We start from the raw sequence: 17,071 nt of genomic DNA, 5'->3' as shown, positions 1-17,071 counted from the left end.
GCCCCGACCCGCGCGATGCCGGGCCGCCCGCCGGGCATCCGCACCGACGAGGCCGGGCTGACGGAGCGCCAGCGCCGGGTCATCGAGGTCATCCGGGACTCGGTCCAGCGGCGCGGCTACCCGCCGTCCATGCGGGAGATCGGCCAGGCCGTGGGGCTCTCCTCCACCTCCTCGGTCGCCCACCAGCTGATGGCCCTGGAGCGCAAGGGCTTCCTGCGACGTGACCCGCACCGGCCCCGCGCCTACGAGGTCCGCGGCGTCGAGGTCGCCCGGCCGAACACCGCCGAGGCGGCGGGCCGGCCCTCCACCTCCTACGTCCCGCTGGTCGGCCGGATCGCCGCCGGCGGTCCGATCCTGGCCGAGCAGACGGTCGAGGACGTCTTCCCGCTGCCCCGTCAACTGGTCGGCGAGGGCGAGCTGTTCGCGCTCACCGTGCGGGGCGACTCGATGATCGAGGCCGCGATCTGCGACGGTGACTGGGTCACGGTGCGGCGGCAGCCGGTCGCCGAGAACGGGGACATCGTCGCGGCGATGATCGACGGCGAGGCCACCGTCAAGCGCCTCAAGCGCGAGGACGGCAAGATCTGGCTGATGCCCCACAACCCGGCCTACGAGCCCATCCCGGGCGACAACGCCACCATCCTCGGCAAGGTCGTCGCGGTCCTCCGCCGCCTCTGAGCTGCGCAGGCTGACGGACCGGGGCCACCGGGGGAAAGTGGTCACACCAGGGGCGCGGGACTCTGCTCATGTGCGGCTCCGCCGCGCGGGCGCGCAGAGGACCGGCAGCACCACCAAGCGGTAGTGGTTACACCAGGGGCGCGGGGAACTGCGCGCGGTGGAAAGGCAGCACCTGCAACTGGCCGACGGTGGGTCAGTTGCAGGTGAGTCGCCTTCCGCCTCGCGCCGTTCCTCGCGCCCCTGGCGTAGCCACGTACAGCCTCGCGCCCGGGCGGCGGAGCCGCACATCAGCACAGCCTCGCGCCCCTGGCGTAGCCACGTACAGCCTCGCGCCCGGGCGGCGGAGCCGCACATCAGCACAGCCTCGCGCCCCTGGCGCGTGTGCCTACTGGCTGCCGCGCTTGGCCACCGGCTTGACCGGGGGTGCGGAGGCGTCGATGGCGGCCAGGGAGCGGCGGACCTGGTTGCGGTCGTCGGTGTACCAGAAGTCGGGCATCGAGGACTTGAAGAAGCCGCCGTAGCGCTTGGTCGCCACCCGCGGGTCGAGCACCGCGACCACGCCGCGGTCCTCCGCCGCACGGACCAGCCGGCCGGCGCCCTGCGCCATCAGCAGCGCCGCGTGGGTGGCGGCCACCGCCATGAAGCCGTTCCCGCCCCGTGCCTCGACGTCCTTCTGACGGGCGCTCATCAGCGGGTCGTCCGGCCGCGGGAACGGGATCCGGTCCATCACCACCAGCTGGCAGGCGGAGCCGGGCACGTCGACGCCCTGCCAGAGCGACAGCGTCCCGAACAGGCAGGTCGAGGAGTCCGAGGCGAACTCCCGGATCAGCTCGCCCAGGGTGTCCTCGCCCTGGAGCAGGATCCGGTGGTCCAGCCGCTCCCGGAGCGCCTCCGCCGCCGCCTTGGCGCCGCGCATGGAGGAGAACAGCCCCAGCGTCCGGCCCCCGGCCGCGTCGATCAGCTCGGCCAACTCGTCGAGCATCTGCGGGCGTTCGAGGTCCCGCCCGGGCTCGGGGAGGTGGCGGGCGACGTACAGGATGCCCTGCTTGGGGTAGCTGAACGGGGAGCCGACGTCCAGGCCCCGCCAGTACGGCGGGGTGGTCTCGTCCTGGACCAGCTCCGGCTCGTCCTCGCGCCGGACGTCCGGGAGGCGGCCCTCGGCCGGGAGGCCGAGCGAGGCGGCCACGCCGGTGAAGTCGCCGCCGAGCTTGAGGGTGGCGGAGGTGAGGACGACCGAGCGTTCCTTGTACAGGGCCTCCCGGAGCAGGCCGGAGACGCTCAGCGGGGCGACCCGCAGGGAGGCCGTGCCGGGGCCGAAGCGGTCGGTGCGCTCGATCCAGACGACGTCGTACTCGGAGCCCTCCAGCAGGCGGTCGGCGGTCTCGTGCAGGCTCTCGGCCGAGGCCATCGCCTGCTTGCGGACGGCGTCCTCGTCGGTGAGCGCCTTGTCCCTGGTCTCGCCCAGGGAGGTGATGATCTGGCGGGCGGCGTCGCGGATGGCGGTGACCGCGTAGCCGAGGTACTCGGGGAGCTCACCCTCGACCCGGCCGGGCTGGGCGGTCTCCATCAGGCCGTGGTAGTTCTCGGCGGCGGCCTGGAGGGCGTCCACCGCCTTCTCGTTGGCCAGCCTGGCGGCGCGCTTGACGGCCCGGTTGACGGCGCCGACGGTGAGCTCGCCGGTGGCGGCGCCGGTCACCCGGTTCACCAGCTCGTGGGCCTCGTCGACGATCAGCAGGCCGTGCTCGGGGAGGACCGGGGCACCCTCGATGGCGTCGATGGCGAGCATCGCGTGGTTGGTGACCACCACGTCGGCCAGCTTGGCCCGCTCACGGGCCTGCTCGGCGAAGCACTCCTGGCCGTAGGCGCACTTGGTGGCGCCCAGGCACTCCCTGGAGGTCACCGACAGCTGGGCCCAGGCCTTGTCGGAGACGCCCGGCGACATGTCGTCGCGGTCCCCCGTCTCGGTCTCCTCGGCCCACTCGCGCAGCCGCAGCACGTCCTGGCCGAGCTTGCCGGTGGGGCCGCCGAGGGCCTCGACCGGGTCGAAGAGGCCCTCGCCCTCGTCGCTCGGGGTGCCCTCGTGGACGCGGTGCAGACAGACGTAGTTGGAGCGCCCCTTGAGCATGGCGAACTGCGGACGGCGCCGCAGCACCGGGTGCAGCGCCTCCACGGTGCGCGGCAAGTCCCGCTCCACCAGCTGGCGTTGGAGCGCCAGCGTGGCGGTGGCCACCACCACCTTGTCCCCGTGCGCGAGCGCGGGGACAAGGTAGGCGAGGGACTTTCCGGTGCCGGTGCCGGCCTGCACCAGGAGGTGCTCGCCGCTGCCCACCGCGTCGGCGACGGCGGAGGCCATCGCGACCTGACCCGGGCGCTCGACACCCCCGACGGCCTCGACGGCGGTGTGCAGCAGCTCCGGGAGCGCGGCGCGGGTGACGGGCGCCGGGGCCTCGGCGGTGCCGGGCAGGGCCTGGGGTGCGGAGTCGTTCGTCATGGCCCGCCCAGCCTACGGCGTGGGAGTGACAATCCGGTCCTGCCTGGCCGGGGCCGGGGCGGGGACCGAGCCGCCGAGGTGGAGCGGATTGGGCACCTGGCCGTGCACGGCGGCGTGCGGACGCTCCGGGCGGTCCCGGTAGCCGTCCAGCAGCAGCCGGTTCCGGTTCAGGCAGAGCCGGTCGATCCGCGGGGTGAAGAGGTCGAAGAGCCGGAAGCGGTCGCCGAGTTCGGGGAAGCGCCGCTGGTGGGCGGTGATCCGCTCGCGCAGCAGCTCCCAGAACTCGCTCTCCGGGACGCCGAGCTGACGCTCGAACAGCGGGGCCAGGTAGCGGAAGACCCCGATGAACAGGCCGGAGTGCAGGAACTGGCAGAGGAAGGCCGGGGGTTCGCGCAGCAGCACCCCTCCGACCTCCTCCGGCAGGCCGTCCAGTTCGGGCAGCGGCTGGTCGCTGATGTTGACGTCGTCGACGAAGTCCTTGACCGCGAGGCGGGCCGGGGCGTCGTGCTGGTCGAAGACGATGATGGCGTTCTCGCCGTGCGGGGAGAAGACGGTGCCGTACTTGTAGAGGAAGTGCAGCAGCGGCGGCAGCATCACGGCGAACAGCCGGCGCAGCCAGTCCCGGGCGGGCAGCCCGGAGCGGGCGACCAGCTCGGCCACCAGGGCTCGGCCGTCCGAGCCGGTCTGGAGCAGCGAGGCCAGGGTGCGGGCCCGCTCGTGCGGGGCCAGGTGACGGCCGAGCGGCTCGCGCCAGATGGCGCCGAGCAACTCCTTGTACTGGTAGGGGACTTCCGGCAGGTCCCGGTAGAGCGGATGGTCCACGGTGACGGAGGCGATCTCGCCCAGCAGGATCACCCGGCACTCGTCGCGCAGGAACGGGTCGCCGTCCCGCAGGCCGTGGATCCAGGAGGTGACCGCGGGGGCGGCCAGCGTGCGCTCGGTCGGCAGGCCGCGCCAGACCAGGGTGTTGAGCACCGAGAGCGGGAGCTTGACGGTGCAGCGCTCGGGGTGGCTGAGGTTGAAGAAGCTGCGGATGGACTGCTGGGGCAGCCGCAGGTCCCCGTCGCTGGGCAGCGGGACGATCAGGCCCTCGGCGATCCAGGGGGCGAAGAGCGGCAGCAGCACCTCGTCCCACTGCCAGGGGTGGACCGGGAGCAGCAGGAAGTCCGGGCCCGCCAGCGCGCGGAACTCCGGGCTCAACTCCTGCTCGTAGAGCCCGTCCTGGCCGCGGTACTCGGCCAGGCTGCGGTGCACCGCCAGCCAGGGCAGCTGCTGCGGCTTCCGGGCCTCCGGGGTCCAGTCGGCGGCGTCCCGGGCGGAGAGGCCGAGCCGGCCCTTGTTCGGCACGATCCAGGGGTGACCGCCCTGCCGCCCCTCCAGGCCGACGTGGTCCAGGTCGGCCAGCTCGGCGGCGGTGAGCTCCTCGGCCAGCAGCCCGGCGTCGGCCATCAGGGTGGCGGTCAGCTCGCGGACCAGGTGGCCGACGGTGTCCCCGGAGAGCCCGAGGGTGGTGCGGGCCAGCTGGAGCAGCCGCAGCGGGTCACCCGCCGGGTCGGCCGCGCAGACCACCGACGCCGGGTCCACCAGCCAGCTCCCGTAGGCGCCCCGGCGGGCGGTGAACCGGTAGACGGCGCCCGGGAGTTCGAGCCGGTAGCCGTCGCCGTCCGGCTCGGGGACGAAGAGCTCCTCGTAGGCGAACTCGCCGATCATCTTGGCCAGCATCGCCCGGCGGGCCCGTTGCCAGAGCGCTGCGGTGAGCTGCGCTGGTCGGTGGAGCTCAGTGGGTGACAGCGGCACGGTTCGCCTCCTGCGGGCGTGGGAGCGCGGGGACGGGCACACCGCCGGGTCGGGCGGTGTGGACGGGCGGGGCGAAGCTGGTCCAGGCGGTGCGGTCGGGCAGCTGGTGCACGGCGCGGCCGGTGACGGCGTTCAGGATCACGGCGGCCCGGTGGGCGCCGAGCCCGAGGTCGGGTGTGCCGACCCCGTGAGTGTGCAGCTCCGCGTTCTGCACGTACAGACCGCCGGTCAGCCCGGGCCGGGTGGCGACCCGGTGGTCCAGGTCCACCTTGAACCGGCCCTGCTCGTCCCAGTCGATCAGCTCGGCCACCGGGTCCAGCGCGGCCGGGCGGACCGCCCGGTAGCCGGTGGCCAGCACCACGGCCTCGGTGCGGACCACGTGCGCGGCCCCCGAGTCGCCCTGGCGGCAGACCAGTTCGAAGCCGCCGCAGGGACCGGCCAGTGCCTCGGTGACGGCGGTGCCGGGGCGGATCTCCACCGGGTCGGCGTCCATCGGGCGGCCGATGGTCCGCTCGTAGAGCAGGTCGTGGATCTCGGCCAGGGTCTCCGCGCTGGCCGCCTTGTGCAGCTGCCACTGCTCGTGCACCAGCCGGTCGCGGACCTCACCGGGCAGGGTGTGGAAGTGCCGGGTGTAGTCGGGGGTGAAGTGCTCCAGGCCGAGCTTGGAGTACTCCATCGGGGCCAGTGCCCTGGTCCGGGTGAGCCAGCGCAGGCGGGTGCCGTCGGTGCCGCGGGTGCGCAGCAGGTCGAGGAAGACCTCGGCGCCGGACTGGCCGGAGCCGACCACGGTGACGTCCTTCGCCCCGTCGAGGCGGTGACGGTTGGTCAGGTAGCCGTCCGAGTGCCAAACCTGCGGGTGGCCGCGGAGTGCGGCGAAGGCCTCCGGGACCACCGGTTCGGTGCCGACGCCGAGCACCAGGTTGGCCGCGCGGTGCTCGGCGCCGCTGGCCGTCACCCGGTAGAGCCCCTCCTCGGGCTCCCAGTGCACGGCGGTGACGGGAGCGCCGAAGCGGCAGTTGGGCAGCCGCTCGGCGGCCCAGCGGCAGTAGTGGTCGTACTCGCGGCGGGCCAGTTGGAAGCGCTCGGCGAAGTAGAACGGGAAGAGCCGCTGCTGCTCGCGCAGGTAGTTGAGGAAGGACCAGGGGTTGGTGGGGTCCACCAGCGAGACCAGGTCGGCCAGGAACGGCACCTGCATCCGGGCCCCGTCCACCAGCATCCCGTGGTGCCAGCGGAACTCCTCCCTGGCGTCGCAGAACAGCGTGCGCAGCCCGTCCACCCGGTCGGCCAGCGCGGCCAGCGAGAGGTTGAACGGGCCGATGCCGACGCCCAGCAGGTCGTACGGTTCGGGCTGCGGGTTGTCCATCTCGTCCTAGCCTCGGCAGGTCACGGGAGCGGGGTGCGGGGTCGTGGGGCAGCGGGTCGTGGGGCAGCGGGTCGTGGAGCGCGCCGTCGCGGCAGCGCCGGTCACTGACGCAGCATCAGCGCGGCGCGCTTCTCGGGCAGCTCCAGCTCGGCGACGGCGGTGAAGCCGGCCCGTTCGAAGGCCCGCAGCGACGCGGTGTTGGTCAGGTCCGGTTCGGCCACCAGGCGGCTGTGGTCCGGGGCGGCCAGCAGCTCCTCGGCCAGCGCGGCCAGCAGCACCGCGCCCAGCCCCCTCCCCCGGTGCTCCGGCGGGCCGATCAGCAGGTGCAGGCCGGTGTCCCCGGGCTCGGCCGGGTAGTGGTCGGCCAGCCGGTCGGCCTCGGCCCGGTAGAGCTCCCAGTAGCTCATCGGGGTGCCGTCCAGCAGCCCCAGGTACGGGGTGCTGTGGCTGCCGGGGGCCAGCTGCGGGGCGAGGTGGGCCGCGGTGGTCTCCGGTGGTCCGGCCAGTTCCCAGTAGCGGCTGACCGCCGGATCGTTCATCCAGCCGGCCAGCAGCGCCAGGTCGCGCTCCGGGTCCACCGGGCACAGCTCGAACTCCCCCGCCGGGGTGGACGTCACCAGGGTGGAGGTCCTCACCGGGCCGCCACCGGGTTGGGGATGTCCACGTAGACGGACTGGGTGGCGACCGGGCCGACCAGCTCGTCCATCCCGTTCAGCCGGGTGAGCAGGTTGGCCTTGCAGTGCAGCTGCTCGCTGCCGAGCAGCAGCGCGGGCAGCCCCGAGCCGGTGGCGGCGGCCTGCGGGCCGGCCAGGAAGCCGCGCAGCGCGGCCAGCAGCACGGGCTCCTCGGCCAGGCCCTGGGAGCCGAAGGCTCCGATCAGGCCGAGCACGTGGTTGATGCCGAGGTAGTAGGCGAAGTGCTTGTCGATCACCCGGTCCGGCAGGAAGGTGTCGCTCTCCCGTCCGATCCCCGGCAGCCTGGCCTCCAGCCGGGCGGCCGCGGACTCGCGGAAGTAGTAGCCCTGGTTGTCCCGGTAGCGGCCGCCGACCGGCCAGCCGGCCTGGTCCAGCAGCACCAGGCTGTTCTGCTGGTGCGCCTCCAGGGCGATGCCGCCCCGCCCGTCCAGCCAGAGCACCGGGAGCACCACGGCGTCCAGGTAGCGCAGGAACCACTCGGTGGCCACGGTCTGCACCGTCCGCCCGCTGACGGCGGCCAGACGCCGCACCACCGCGCCGAGCCGGGAGGAGACCCGCTCCCCGTACGGGCGCTCGGCGACCAGCCCGGCCACGCAGAGCGCCCGGTCCCGCAGTCCGAACGGCTGCTGACGGAGCACCACGTCCAAGCCGTTCGGGTCGGCGCCGCCCGGCAGGTCCACCCCGAGCCAGGCGGGGTCGCGGACAATGTCGAAGCCCGGGTGGGCGGCCTGCCACTCGGCGGCCAGGCCGGTCTCCAGCAAGCGGTGCACCTCCAGGCCGCGCAGCAGCTCCTTGCGGAGGTTCTCCCGGCGGGAGTTGGTGATCCGCAGGCCGAGCGAGAGCTTGAGCATCCACGGGGTGCCGGGGCGGCAGACGGTGCGCACCGAGGAGGTCGGGTGCCAGGGCTCGCCCTGCTCGCCCAGGTCGTGCAGGGCGCCGCTCGCCAGCAGCCCGGCGATCTCCGGCCGGAGCGCCAACTCGCTTGCCTGCCACGGGTGCAGGGGAAGCGCGGCGGTGCCCTCCGGCAGCCGGACGCCGTCCCCGAGCAGCCGGGCGGTGAGCTGCTCGGCCGGGACGCCGACCGCCGAGCCGGAGGCCAGCAGCTCCCGGGAGACCGCGAACCAGTGCAGCCGGAAGGAGCCGCGCAGCTCCGGCGAGTACGCGGCGCTCTGGGCCGGCCCGAGACCGTCGCGGCTCTTCGGGGTCGGGTGCAGCGGATGCCCGAGCAGCAGCGCCTGCTCCGCCTCCAGGAACGGCCAGGCCTCCTCGGCCGCGTCCGCGGCGCTCCCCCGGTGACCCAGGATCTCGGCGGTGCGCAGCACCGAATCGGCCACCCGGGCCGCCAGATCGGTGAGTTGGCCGGCCTCGGGCCGTTCGGCGGTGGCGCCTGCCACCAGGGTCGCCACCGTGACCACGTCCACCGGCAGCCCGGCCAGGGTCACCTCGCCGAAGCGGTGCCACCCGGCCGGCGACCAGTACCGGACCGGCGCGGCCAGCTCGGCCGCCCCGCCCAGCACCGGCACCCGGAGCACCCCGTCCGGCCCAGGACGTGCGCCCGTCTCCCTGGTCCAGCAGCGCAGCAGGCTCTCCGTCCCGGCCTGCTCGGCGGCCACCGCGGGGTCGGCATCGAGCAGTCTGTCCCGGACCGGCCGCACGGCGGCGGGCCCGGCGGATCGGACGGACGGGGCTCCGGCGGAGGCGGCAGTGCTCAGGACGGTGCTCAAGGCTGCTCCTTGGGGCGAGCGGAGGTGCGGGCGCCGGGAGTACGGGAGAACGGCTTCGGGGCGACACCGGAAGCGGCGTCGGGGGAACGGCCGAGGCGCGTGGGGCCGAGGGCGCCGACGTGCCCAGCGAACTGCCCGCTGCCGGGTGATCACAAGATCAGCTCACTCGTTGTGGTGAACCTCAAGCGATCACTCACCCGTTGGAGTGGCCCGCTCCGGACCGACACGGTGCCGCACCGAGCCGCTCCGTACCCCGCTCCGTGACCTGGCGGTGGGAGAATCTCCCCGCAGTGTCCACGGGGGACGACGGGGGGACGGACAGTGGGATCGACGTCGATACGCACCGCGGTGACGGCAGTGGTGGTGGGGGCCGCCCTGCTCACCGGGTGCGGCAGCACGACCGGGGGGACGTCGCACGACTGGAAGCTGCCGGCCGCCGAGCGCAGCCGGTGGCAGGGTGAACTCTCGGAGCGCTGGGCCAAGTTGAAGGACTGGCGGCCGGAGGACTGGGACCGTTGGGCCCGCGAGCACGTCTTCCGCAACCCGGTGGTCCGCGACCTGTGGGAGCCGGAGCGGATGACCACCGCCGAGCCCCAGCAGCCCGGCCCGCCGCTCACCGAACCGGCCGCGGGCCGCGACCCGGCCGGACGCGACCTGAGCGACCCCGAGCCGACCGCCGTGCAGGCCGTCCCGGTGGAGCGCCCGTACACCCGCTACCCGGCCTCCGGGAAGGTCTTCTCCACCGCCCCGGGCGGCGGCACCGGCCAGTGCTCGGCCACCGTGGTCGCCGACCCGGCCCGGCCCGGGAAGAGCAACCTGGTCTGGACGGCGGGGCACTGCGTCCACGAGGGGGCGGGCGGCGGCTGGTTCCGCAACCTCATCTTCGTTCCGGCCTACAACAGTTCGGGGGCCGCGAGCAGCAAGAAGAAGCCCACCATGGCCGAGGTGGCACCGCTCGGACAGTGGTGGGCGGACCAGGTGATCAGCTCCCCGCAGTGGATCGCCGAGGGCGGCCACAGCGGCAACGCGGCCAACCAGTACGACTTCGCCGTCCTGAAGGTGCACAACCCCGACGGCGACGGGCGCTCACTGGAGGAGACGGTCGGCACCGCGGTACCCGTCTGGTTCGACGCCCCGCGGGACCAGCTCTCCATCTCGGCCTGGGGCTACCCCTCGTCGAAGCCGTACGACGGACGGGAGTTGAACCGCTGCGACGGCGGCCGTCCGGTCCGGCTGTCGTTCGACCCGGCCAGGCCCGCCATGCTCAGCATCGGCTGCACCATGACTGCCGGCTCCAGCGGCGGCGGCTGGTTCGCCACCATGCCGGACGGGCGCACCGCCCTGGTCAGCAACACCTCGATCGGCAACCTCGCCCACACCGCCCTCAACGGCCCGTACCTGGAGTCGGTCGCCCGCCAGGCCCTGGAGTACGTCTCCCGCAAGGCCTAAGTGGCAACACCAGGGGCGCGGGGAACTGCGCGCTTCGGGAGGCGGCCCACCTGCAACTGACCCACCGTCGGCCAGTTGCAGGTGCTGCCTTTCCACCCCGCGCCCCTGGTGCGCTTCCGCGAACGTCAGCTGGTGACGACCGCGTAGCGCTCGAGCTCGGCGGCCAGTTCGGCCGCGACCTTGGCGTGCAGCAGGGTGCCGTCGGCGGTGTGCTCCGCGGAGATCGGCTCGCCCTCGGCGTGCACCCGGGAGACCAGGTCCCCACGGGTGTACGGGATGAGCGCGCGGACCTCGATGGCCGGCCGCGGCAGCTCCTTGTCGATGAGCTGGAGCAGCTCGTCCATGCCCTGCCCGCTGCGGGCCGACACCACGATGGCGTGCGGCTCGCGCCGCAGCAGCCGCTGGAGCACCAGCGGATCCGCCGCGTCGGCCTTGTTGATCACCACGATCTCCGGCACGTTCTGCGCGTCGACCGAGACGATCACCTCGCGGACGGCGGCCAGCTGGGTCTCCGGCTCGGGGTGCGAGCCGTCGACCACGTGCAGGATCAGGTCGGCCTCGGCGACCTCCTCCATGGTCGAGCGGAAGGCCTCGACCAGGTGGTGCGGCAGGTGCCGGACGAAGCCGACCGTGTCGGCCAGGGTGTAGATCCGGCCGCTCGGGGTCTGGGCCCGGCGGACGGTCGGGTCCAGGGTGGCGAACAGCGCGTTCTCCACCAGGACGCCGGCCCCGGTCAGGCGGTTGAGCAGCGAGGACTTGCCGGCGTTGGTGTAGCCGGCGATGGCCACCGAGGGGATCTGGTTGCGACGGCGCTCCTGGCGCTTGGTGTCGCGGCCCTTCTTCATGTCGGCGATCTCGCGGCGCAGCTTCGCCATCTTCTCGCGGATGCGGCGCCGGTCGGTCTCGATCTTGGTCTCACCGGGACCACGGGTGGCCATGCCGCCGCCGGAGGAGCCGGAGCCACCACCACCCATCTGCCGGGACAGCGACTGACCCCAGCCGCGCAGGCGGGGCAGCATGTACTGCATCTGGGCGAGCGAGACCTGGGCCTTGCCCTCCCGGCTCTTGGCGTGCTGGGCGAAGATGTCGAGGATCAGGGCCGTCCGGTCGACGACCTTCACCTTGACGACGTCCTCCAGCTGGATCAGCTGGCCCGGGGTCAGCTCACCGTCGCAGACCACGGTGTCGGCGCCGGTGGAGGCGACGATGTCGCGCAGCTCCTTGGCCTTGCCGGAGCCGATGTAGGTGGCGGGGTCGGGCTTGTCACGGCGCTGGATCACGCCGTCGAGCACCTCGGAGCCGGCCGTCTCGGCGAGGGCGGCGAGCTCGGCCAGCGAGTTCTCCGCCTCCTCGGCCGTGCCGTCGGTCCAGACCCCGACGAGCACCACGCGCTCCAGGCGGAGCTGGCGGTACTCGACCTCGGTGACGTCCTGGAGTTCGGTGGAGAGTCCGGCGACGCGGCGCAGCGCGGCGCGCTCGCTCCGGTCGTACTGCTCACCGTCGTACCGGTCGAAGGCCTCGTCGATCGCCGCGAGGTCCTCGTCCATCAGGGCTTCCGCCCGGAGGTCCGCGATCCGGCTGGCGGAGTCGCGGTTTTCGTTGCGGCTGTCGAACGTGGAGGTCAATCTCATCCTTAGGTAGAGCGGGAGGGGCCGGTGCGGCCCGCGCACCGAGGAGTCTGCCCCGTATGTCGCCCCGATACCACGTGGCGAGTCGAGCTACCCCTCAAGGCCGTGACCGGCACCGGAACCACTTCGTCCGGTGAACGCCACGGACCGGCCGTGAATTCCCCCCGATGGTCGCACGCCCGCCGCCACCCGGTCACCCTCATTTCGCCGGGCCACTCCCACCCGGTACACGTCGTAGACCCCGGAGACCCGCAGCATCGCCCGCATCAGCACCGGCAGCACGGCGGCGTCCGGCAGCTCGACGGTGTAGGTGTGCCGGACCCGGAGCTGCTGCGGGGGCTCCACCTCGGCCGCCATGATGCCGACGCCCTCGGCCGACATCGCCGCCGTCAGGTCGGCCAGCAGGCGGGGGCGGTTCAGCGCCTCGGCCCGCAGGGTGGCCCGGAAGCCCTCGGCCGGGCGGGCGCCCGGCACCCAGCGGGGCCGCACCGGTACCCGGCCCTCGGCCCGCAGCTGCTCGGCCGCCGGACAGCCCGTGCGGTGCACCGCCACGGTGCCTCCCCGGATCGGGTAGCCGGTCACCTCGTCCGGCGGCACCGGGGTGCAGCAGCGGGCCAGCCGGGCCTGCACCCGGGGCAGGCCGGGGACCGTGACCGCCGGCTCGCCCCGGTCGGCGGCGGGCGGCGCGGGCGGGACGGGGGGCTGCACCGGTTCCGGCGCCGGGGCCTCGGCCACGGCCGGGTGGCCGGCCAGCCAGCGCTCGATCGCCAACCGGGCGGCCGGGGTGCGGGCGTGCTCCAGCCACTCGGCCGCAGGGCCGGTCGGCTCCCCGCTCTCCTCGGTCAGCACCGCGACCACGTCCCCGTCGGCCAGCGGGGTGCGCAGCGCCACCAGGCGTCCGTTCACCCGGGCGCCCAGACAGCGGTGGCCGGTCTCCTCGCCGAGCAGGTAGGCGGCGTCCACGCAGGTGGCCCCGGCCGGCAGGTGCAGCGTCTCGCCCTGCTCGGTGACGGCGGTGATCTCCCGGTCGTCCGAGAGGTCGGAGGTGAGCGCCGACCAGAAGGTGTCCGGGTCCGGCGTCTCCTGCTGCCACTCCAGCAGCCTGGTCAGCCACCCCGGGCGTCCCGGGTCGGTCTCCTCGCCGCCCTCCGCCGCCTGGTGCGGGTCGCCCAGCGCGACCACGCCCGTCTCCGCCACCCGGTGCATCCGCCGGGTGCGCACCAGCACCTCGGCCACCTCACCACCCGGCAGGGCCACCGCGGTGTGCAGCGACTGGTAGAGGTTGAACTTGGGCGCGGCCACGAAGTCCTTGAACTCGCCCGGCAGCGGGGTCCAGCAGGTGTGCAGCTCGCCGAGCACCGCGTAGCAGTCGGCGTTCTCCTCCACCACCACCAACAGCCGCCCGAAGTCGGCCGGTTGGAGCTGCTGGGGCAGCCCGTCCGGGCCGGCCGCGGCGGTCCGCTTCAGCAGCACCCGGTGGACGGAGACCGCGTGCCGCGGCCGGACCGTCACCTCTGCGGCGACCTTGGCCTCGGCGAGCTGACGGGTCAACGCCTCGGCGAAGGGCTGGAGCAGCTCGTCCGGCCGCTCCTCGTAGGCGGTGACCAGCGCCCTGGTGCGGGCGTACTCCTCCGGGTGCAGGGTGGCGAAGACGATGTCCTCCAACTCCGCCTTCAGCACCTGGATCCCGAGCCGCTCGGCGAGCGGGATCAGCACGTCGCGGGTGACCTTGGCGATCCTGATCCGGCTGACCGGCTTCATGTGACGGATCGTCCGCATGTTGTGCAGGCGGTCGGCCAGCTTGATGACCATCACCCGGACGTCGTCGCCGGTGGCCACCAGCATCTTCCGGAAGGTCTCCGCCTCGGCGGCGGCGCCGAAGTCCACCTTCTCCAACTTGGTGACGCCGTCCACCAGGTAGGCCACTTCCGGGCCGTACTCCTCGGCGACCTGATCCAGCGTCACCTCGGTGTCCTCGACCGTGTCGTGGAGGATGGACGCCACCAAGGTCGTCGTCCCGGCGCCGAGTTGGGCCAGGATCATGGTGACGGCGAGCGGGTGGGTGATAAACGGCTCACCGCTCTTGCGGGTCTGGCCGCGGTGGCTCTCCTCGGCGGTGCGGTACGCCCGTCCGAGCAGGGCCAGATCGGCGTTGGGGTGGTGGCGACGGTGGGCCTGCACGATCGGCTCGATCGCGTCCGGCAGCGGGGTCCGGTCGGTGGCCAGCAGCGCGGCCCGCCCCGCCCGTCCCAGGGCGACCCGGTTGAGGCGCACCAACGCGCGCCTCCCCACCTCGGCATCGACGGTCATCCGCACCTCCGGCAGCGATGGTCCATGCTACCGAGCACAGCACGTTCCGCACCCGCCCGCCCCCGTACCGTCACCTCCACCACCCGAACGGGCGGATTCACGACGCCGACAAACGGGAAGCGGGGCGCTCGCGCGAAGGCGGCGACGCCCGGGGCGCGAGGAACGTACGTGGTGATGCCGGGGGCGCGGGGAACTGCGCGCGGGGGAACAGCAGCACGTGCAACTGGCTGACGGTGGGTCAGTTGCCGGTGAGCCGCCTTCCGATTCGCGCAGTTCCTCGCGCCCCCGGGATCACCATCCAGGTCAGATGGCGAGCGTCCCGGAGGCGACGATCTCCGCGGGGCCGGTCATCTCGATGCGGGAGTCGGGGTGCTCGGTGATGCGGAGGGTGCCGCCGGGGAGGTCGACGGTGTAGGTGACGGGTGCGCCGGTCTCGGCCGGAGCGAGGTGGTGGCGGCGGGCGGCCGCGACGGCGACGGCGCAGGCGCCGGTGCCGCAGGAGCGGGTCTCGCCGGAGCCGCGCTCGTGGACCCGCATCGCGACGTGCCGCGGTCCGCGCTCCACCACGAACTCGACGTTGACGCCCTCGGGGTAGACGCCCTCGGTGACGCCGGGGGCGTCGTACAGGGTGCCCGCGTCGGCGAGGTCGTCGACGAAGGCGACGGCGTGCGGGTTGCCCATGTTGACGTTGAGCGCGGGCCAGCTGTGGTCCCCGACCGTCACGTCGACCGGGCCGGAGTCGGGCAGGGCCGCGTACCCCATGTCGACGGTGACCTCACCCGATTCGGCCACCACGACCTCGCGGACTCCCGCCCGGGTGGCCACCGCGAAGGCGCCGGTTCCGGCCAGTCCGGCCTCGACCAGGTAACGGGCGAAGACCCGGACCCCGTTGCCGCACATCTCGGCGATCGAACCGTCGGAGTTGCGGTAGTCCATGAACCACTCGGCCCGGTCCGCCATGCCCTCCGCCGCCGGGTCGGCCGCCGAGCGGACCACCCGGAGCAGCCCGTCCCCGCCGACGCCGGCCCGGCGGTCGCAGAGCAGGGCGACCTCGTCCGCGCCGAGGTCGAGCTTGCCGTCCTGGTCGGGGATGATCACGAAGTCGTTCTGGGTGCCGTGCCCCTTGAGGAAGGGGAGGCCGAAGGTCTGGGAAACCGATGCCGATGCGCTCACAGCGCCGATGGTACTGACCCGGGCCGCTCAGGCGGCGAGCCGTACCACCCGCCAGACGGCGAGGCCGACCGCGACCACGGCGATCAGGGTGTAGATCAGGATGGAGCGCCGGCTGGCCCGCAGCCCGCTCCCCCGGCGCGGCACGCCGGGCCACTTGTACCCGGCCATCCGGGCGGCCATCGCGCCCCAGCCGACCGAGGCGGCGGTGAGCAGCATGCCGAGCATCCCGATCATGGCGGCGCCGCGGTCCCCGGAGCCGAAGGCGAGCGGGAAGGCGAACATCATCGAACCGAAGGTGGCGACCGCCGCGATCGGCAGGGTCTGCCACCAGCGCAGCCGCTTGCGGGGCCGGATCTCGCGCTCGTGCACCACTCCGGGTGCGGCGAGGTCGGCGAGCACGGGGAGCGCCACGGCGTAGGAGGTCGGCTCGGGCAGGGCGAGCTCGGCGCTCAGACTGCTCAGCTCCTCCGTCTCCGGGCCGGTTCCCGTGGACACGCGGCCTCCCCTGACGGTGCGACACGGGCCCGCGGGCCCGCTGCTGGTGAGGCGGATCGAACGACCTGCCTCCGGATGCTCTCGATGATGGCATGTCCGATCCGGCCGACAGCCGGTTCGACGGGCCCCCGGGTGATCCGTGGCCAGGACGTGATGTGCCCGTAACCCTCAGTTCGTCGTGCACCCGCAGCTGCACCGGCAGCGTGGCCGGAAACCGCCCCGGCCTGGTCAGATCTGACGGGCGGTCAACTCCAGCGAGCGCTCCAGGAGCTCCACCGGGTCGGCCCCGGCGGGGCGGGAGAGCCAGTGGATCCGGTCGTCCCGGCGGAACCAGGACTCCTGGCGGCGGGCGAACCGGCGGGTGGCGCGCACGGTCTCGGCCTTGGCCTCCTCTTCGGTGCACTCCCCCGCGAAGAAGGAGAGCACCTGCTGGTAGCCGAGCGCCCGGGAGGCGGTCAGCCCGTCCCGCAGGCCCCGGCCCTCCAGGGTCCGGACCTCGTCCAGCAGGCCGGCCTCCCACATCCGGTCCACCCGCAGCTCGATCCGCTGGTCCAGCTCCGGCCGGGGCACCTGGACGCCGATCTGGACGGTCTCGTAGACGGCGGTGTTGCTCGGCAGGTTGGCGGTGAACGGCTGCCCGGTGATCTCGATGACCTCCAGCGCCCGGACGATCCGCCGGCCGTTGCTGGTCAGCACCGCCTCGGCGGCGGCCGGGTCGAGCACGGCCAACCGCTGGTGCAGCACGTACGGGCCCTGTTCGGCCAGCTCGGCCTCCAGCCGGGCCCGGACCGCCGGGTCGGTGCCGGGGAAGTCCATCTCGTCGATGGCTGCCCGGACGTACAGGCCGGAGCCGCCGACCAGCACCGGGGTGCGGCCCTCGGCCAGCAGCCGGTCCATCTCGGCCCGCGCCAGCCGCTGGTACTCGGCCACGCTGGCGGTCTCGGTGACGTCCCAGACGTCCAGCAGGTGGTGCGGGATGCCGCCGCGCTCCTCCTGGGTGAGCTTGGCGGTGCCGATGTCCATGCCCCGGTAGAGCTGCATCGAGTCGGTGTTGATCACCTCGCCGCCGAGGCTGCGGGCGATGGCCACCGCGAGGTCGGACTTGCCGGCGGCGGTGGCGCCGACCACCGAGACGACGCGGGGCTGGGGGGTGGAGGAGGAGCTGCTCACGGGCCAAGTCTCGCAAAGATCGGGAGTGGCGCCGTGTCGTCGGCGGTCACCCTGGGGAAGTATGAGTATGGAATGACCGATTTGCCCCGCCCCGAGCG

The 17,071-nt window shown here is 73.6% G+C and carries 12 protein-coding genes; 2 read left to right on the top strand and 10 right to left on the bottom strand.

From position 1 onward, the window contains the following. A partial coding sequence (lexA, locus tag ABD946_RS30810) for a transcriptional repressor LexA (protein WP_425558740.1) occupies positions 1–678 on the top strand: 678 nt, incomplete at its 5' end. Between the two features lie 385 nt (positions 679–1,063). On the opposite strand, the gene ABD946_RS30805 is transcribed toward lexA, so the two are convergent. The 5 genes from ABD946_RS30805 to ABD946_RS30785 all read right to left on the bottom strand — a co-directional run bounded on the left by ABD946_RS30805 (position 1,064) and on the right by ABD946_RS30785 (position 8,748). Beyond that, a complete protein-coding gene (locus ABD946_RS30805) occupies positions 1,064–3,169 on the bottom strand; it encodes an ATP-dependent DNA helicase (RefSeq protein ID WP_345288837.1) in 2,106 nt (701 codons plus the stop codon). A 12-nt stretch (positions 3,170–3,181) separates the two neighbouring features. Next, complete coding sequence (locus ABD946_RS30800; protein ID WP_345288846.1) at positions 3,182–4,891, bottom strand: IucA/IucC family protein; 1,710 nt, start codon at positions 4,889–4,891, stop codon at positions 3,182–3,184. 55 nt (positions 4,892–4,946) lie between these two features. Further along, on the bottom strand, positions 4,947–6,329 hold the full coding sequence (locus ABD946_RS30795; protein WP_345288836.1) for a lysine N(6)-hydroxylase/L-ornithine N(5)-oxygenase family protein: 1,383 nt from the start codon (positions 6,327–6,329) through the stop codon (positions 4,947–4,949). Between the two features lie 101 nt (positions 6,330–6,430). After that, a complete protein-coding gene (locus ABD946_RS30790) occupies positions 6,431–6,946 on the bottom strand; it encodes a GNAT family N-acetyltransferase (RefSeq protein ID WP_380149846.1) in 516 nt (171 codons plus the stop codon). A gap of 14 nt (positions 6,947–6,960) precedes the next feature. Beyond that, positions 6,961–8,748 carry an IucA/IucC family protein gene (locus tag ABD946_RS30785; RefSeq protein WP_380149845.1) on the bottom strand — a complete coding sequence of 596 codons (1,788 nt, stop codon included), beginning with the start codon at positions 8,746–8,748 and terminating at the stop codon, positions 6,961–6,963. Between the two features lie 348 nt (positions 8,749–9,096). Here ABD946_RS30785 and ABD946_RS30780 point away from each other — a divergent pair, with 348 nt between their 5' ends. After that, on the top strand, positions 9,097–10,197 hold the full coding sequence (locus ABD946_RS30780; protein ID WP_345288834.1) for a trypsin-like serine peptidase: 1,101 nt from the start codon (positions 9,097–9,099) through the stop codon (positions 10,195–10,197). Positions 10,198–10,322: 125 nt separating this feature from the next. On the opposite strand, the gene hflX is transcribed toward ABD946_RS30780, so the two are convergent. The 5 genes from hflX to miaA form a co-directional block, all read right to left on the bottom strand. After that, on the bottom strand, positions 10,323–11,828 hold the full coding sequence (gene hflX, locus ABD946_RS30775) for a GTPase HflX (protein WP_380149844.1): 1,506 nt from the start codon (positions 11,826–11,828) through the stop codon (positions 10,323–10,325). Between the two features lie 87 nt (positions 11,829–11,915). After that, complete coding sequence (locus ABD946_RS30770; protein ID WP_345288832.1) at positions 11,916–14,135, bottom strand: RelA/SpoT family protein; 2,220 nt, start codon at positions 14,133–14,135, stop codon at positions 11,916–11,918. 303 nt (positions 14,136–14,438) lie between these two features. After that, positions 14,439–15,308 carry a diaminopimelate epimerase gene (dapF, locus tag ABD946_RS30765; protein WP_345288831.1) on the bottom strand — a complete coding sequence of 290 codons (870 nt, stop codon included), beginning with the start codon at positions 15,306–15,308 and terminating at the stop codon, positions 14,439–14,441. A gap of 27 nt (positions 15,309–15,335) precedes the next feature. Next, positions 15,336–15,803, bottom strand: a complete 468-nt coding sequence (locus ABD946_RS30760) for a hypothetical protein (protein WP_345288830.1) — start codon at positions 15,801–15,803, stop codon at positions 15,336–15,338. Between the two features lie 228 nt (positions 15,804–16,031). Further along, positions 16,032–16,973: a tRNA (adenosine(37)-N6)-dimethylallyltransferase MiaA gene (miaA, locus tag ABD946_RS30755; RefSeq protein WP_345288829.1), complete on the bottom strand. Its 942-nt coding sequence runs from the start codon at positions 16,971–16,973 to the stop codon at positions 16,032–16,034. Between the last annotated feature and the right edge of the window lie 98 nt (positions 16,974–17,071).

This window comes from Kitasatospora albolonga, from assembly GCF_039535905.1.
Taxonomy (GTDB): Bacteria; Actinomycetota; Actinomycetes; order Streptomycetales; family Streptomycetaceae; genus Kitasatospora; species Kitasatospora albolonga.
The sequence above is the reverse complement of the archived record's forward strand: the minus strand, read 5'-3'. Positions and strand labels throughout refer to the sequence as shown.

Coding starts and splice junctions, on each gene's coding strand:
- ABD946_RS30805 (WP_345288837.1), bottom strand. CDS start 3,169: ATGACGAACGACTCCGCACCCCAGGCCCTGCCCGGCACCGCCGAGGCC.
- ABD946_RS30800 (WP_345288846.1), bottom strand. CDS start 4,891: ATGCTGGCCAAGATGATCGGCGAGTTCGCCTACGAGGAGCTCTTCGTC.
- ABD946_RS30795 (WP_345288836.1), bottom strand. CDS start 6,329: ATGGACAACCCGCAGCCCGAACCGTACGACCTGCTGGGCGTCGGCATC.
- hflX (WP_380149844.1), bottom strand. CDS start 11,828: ATGAGATTGACCTCCACGTTCGACAGCCGCAACGAAAACCGCGACTCC.
- ABD946_RS30770 (WP_345288832.1), bottom strand. CDS start 14,135: ATGACCGTCGATGCCGAGGTGGGGAGGCGCGCGTTGGTGCGCCTCAAC.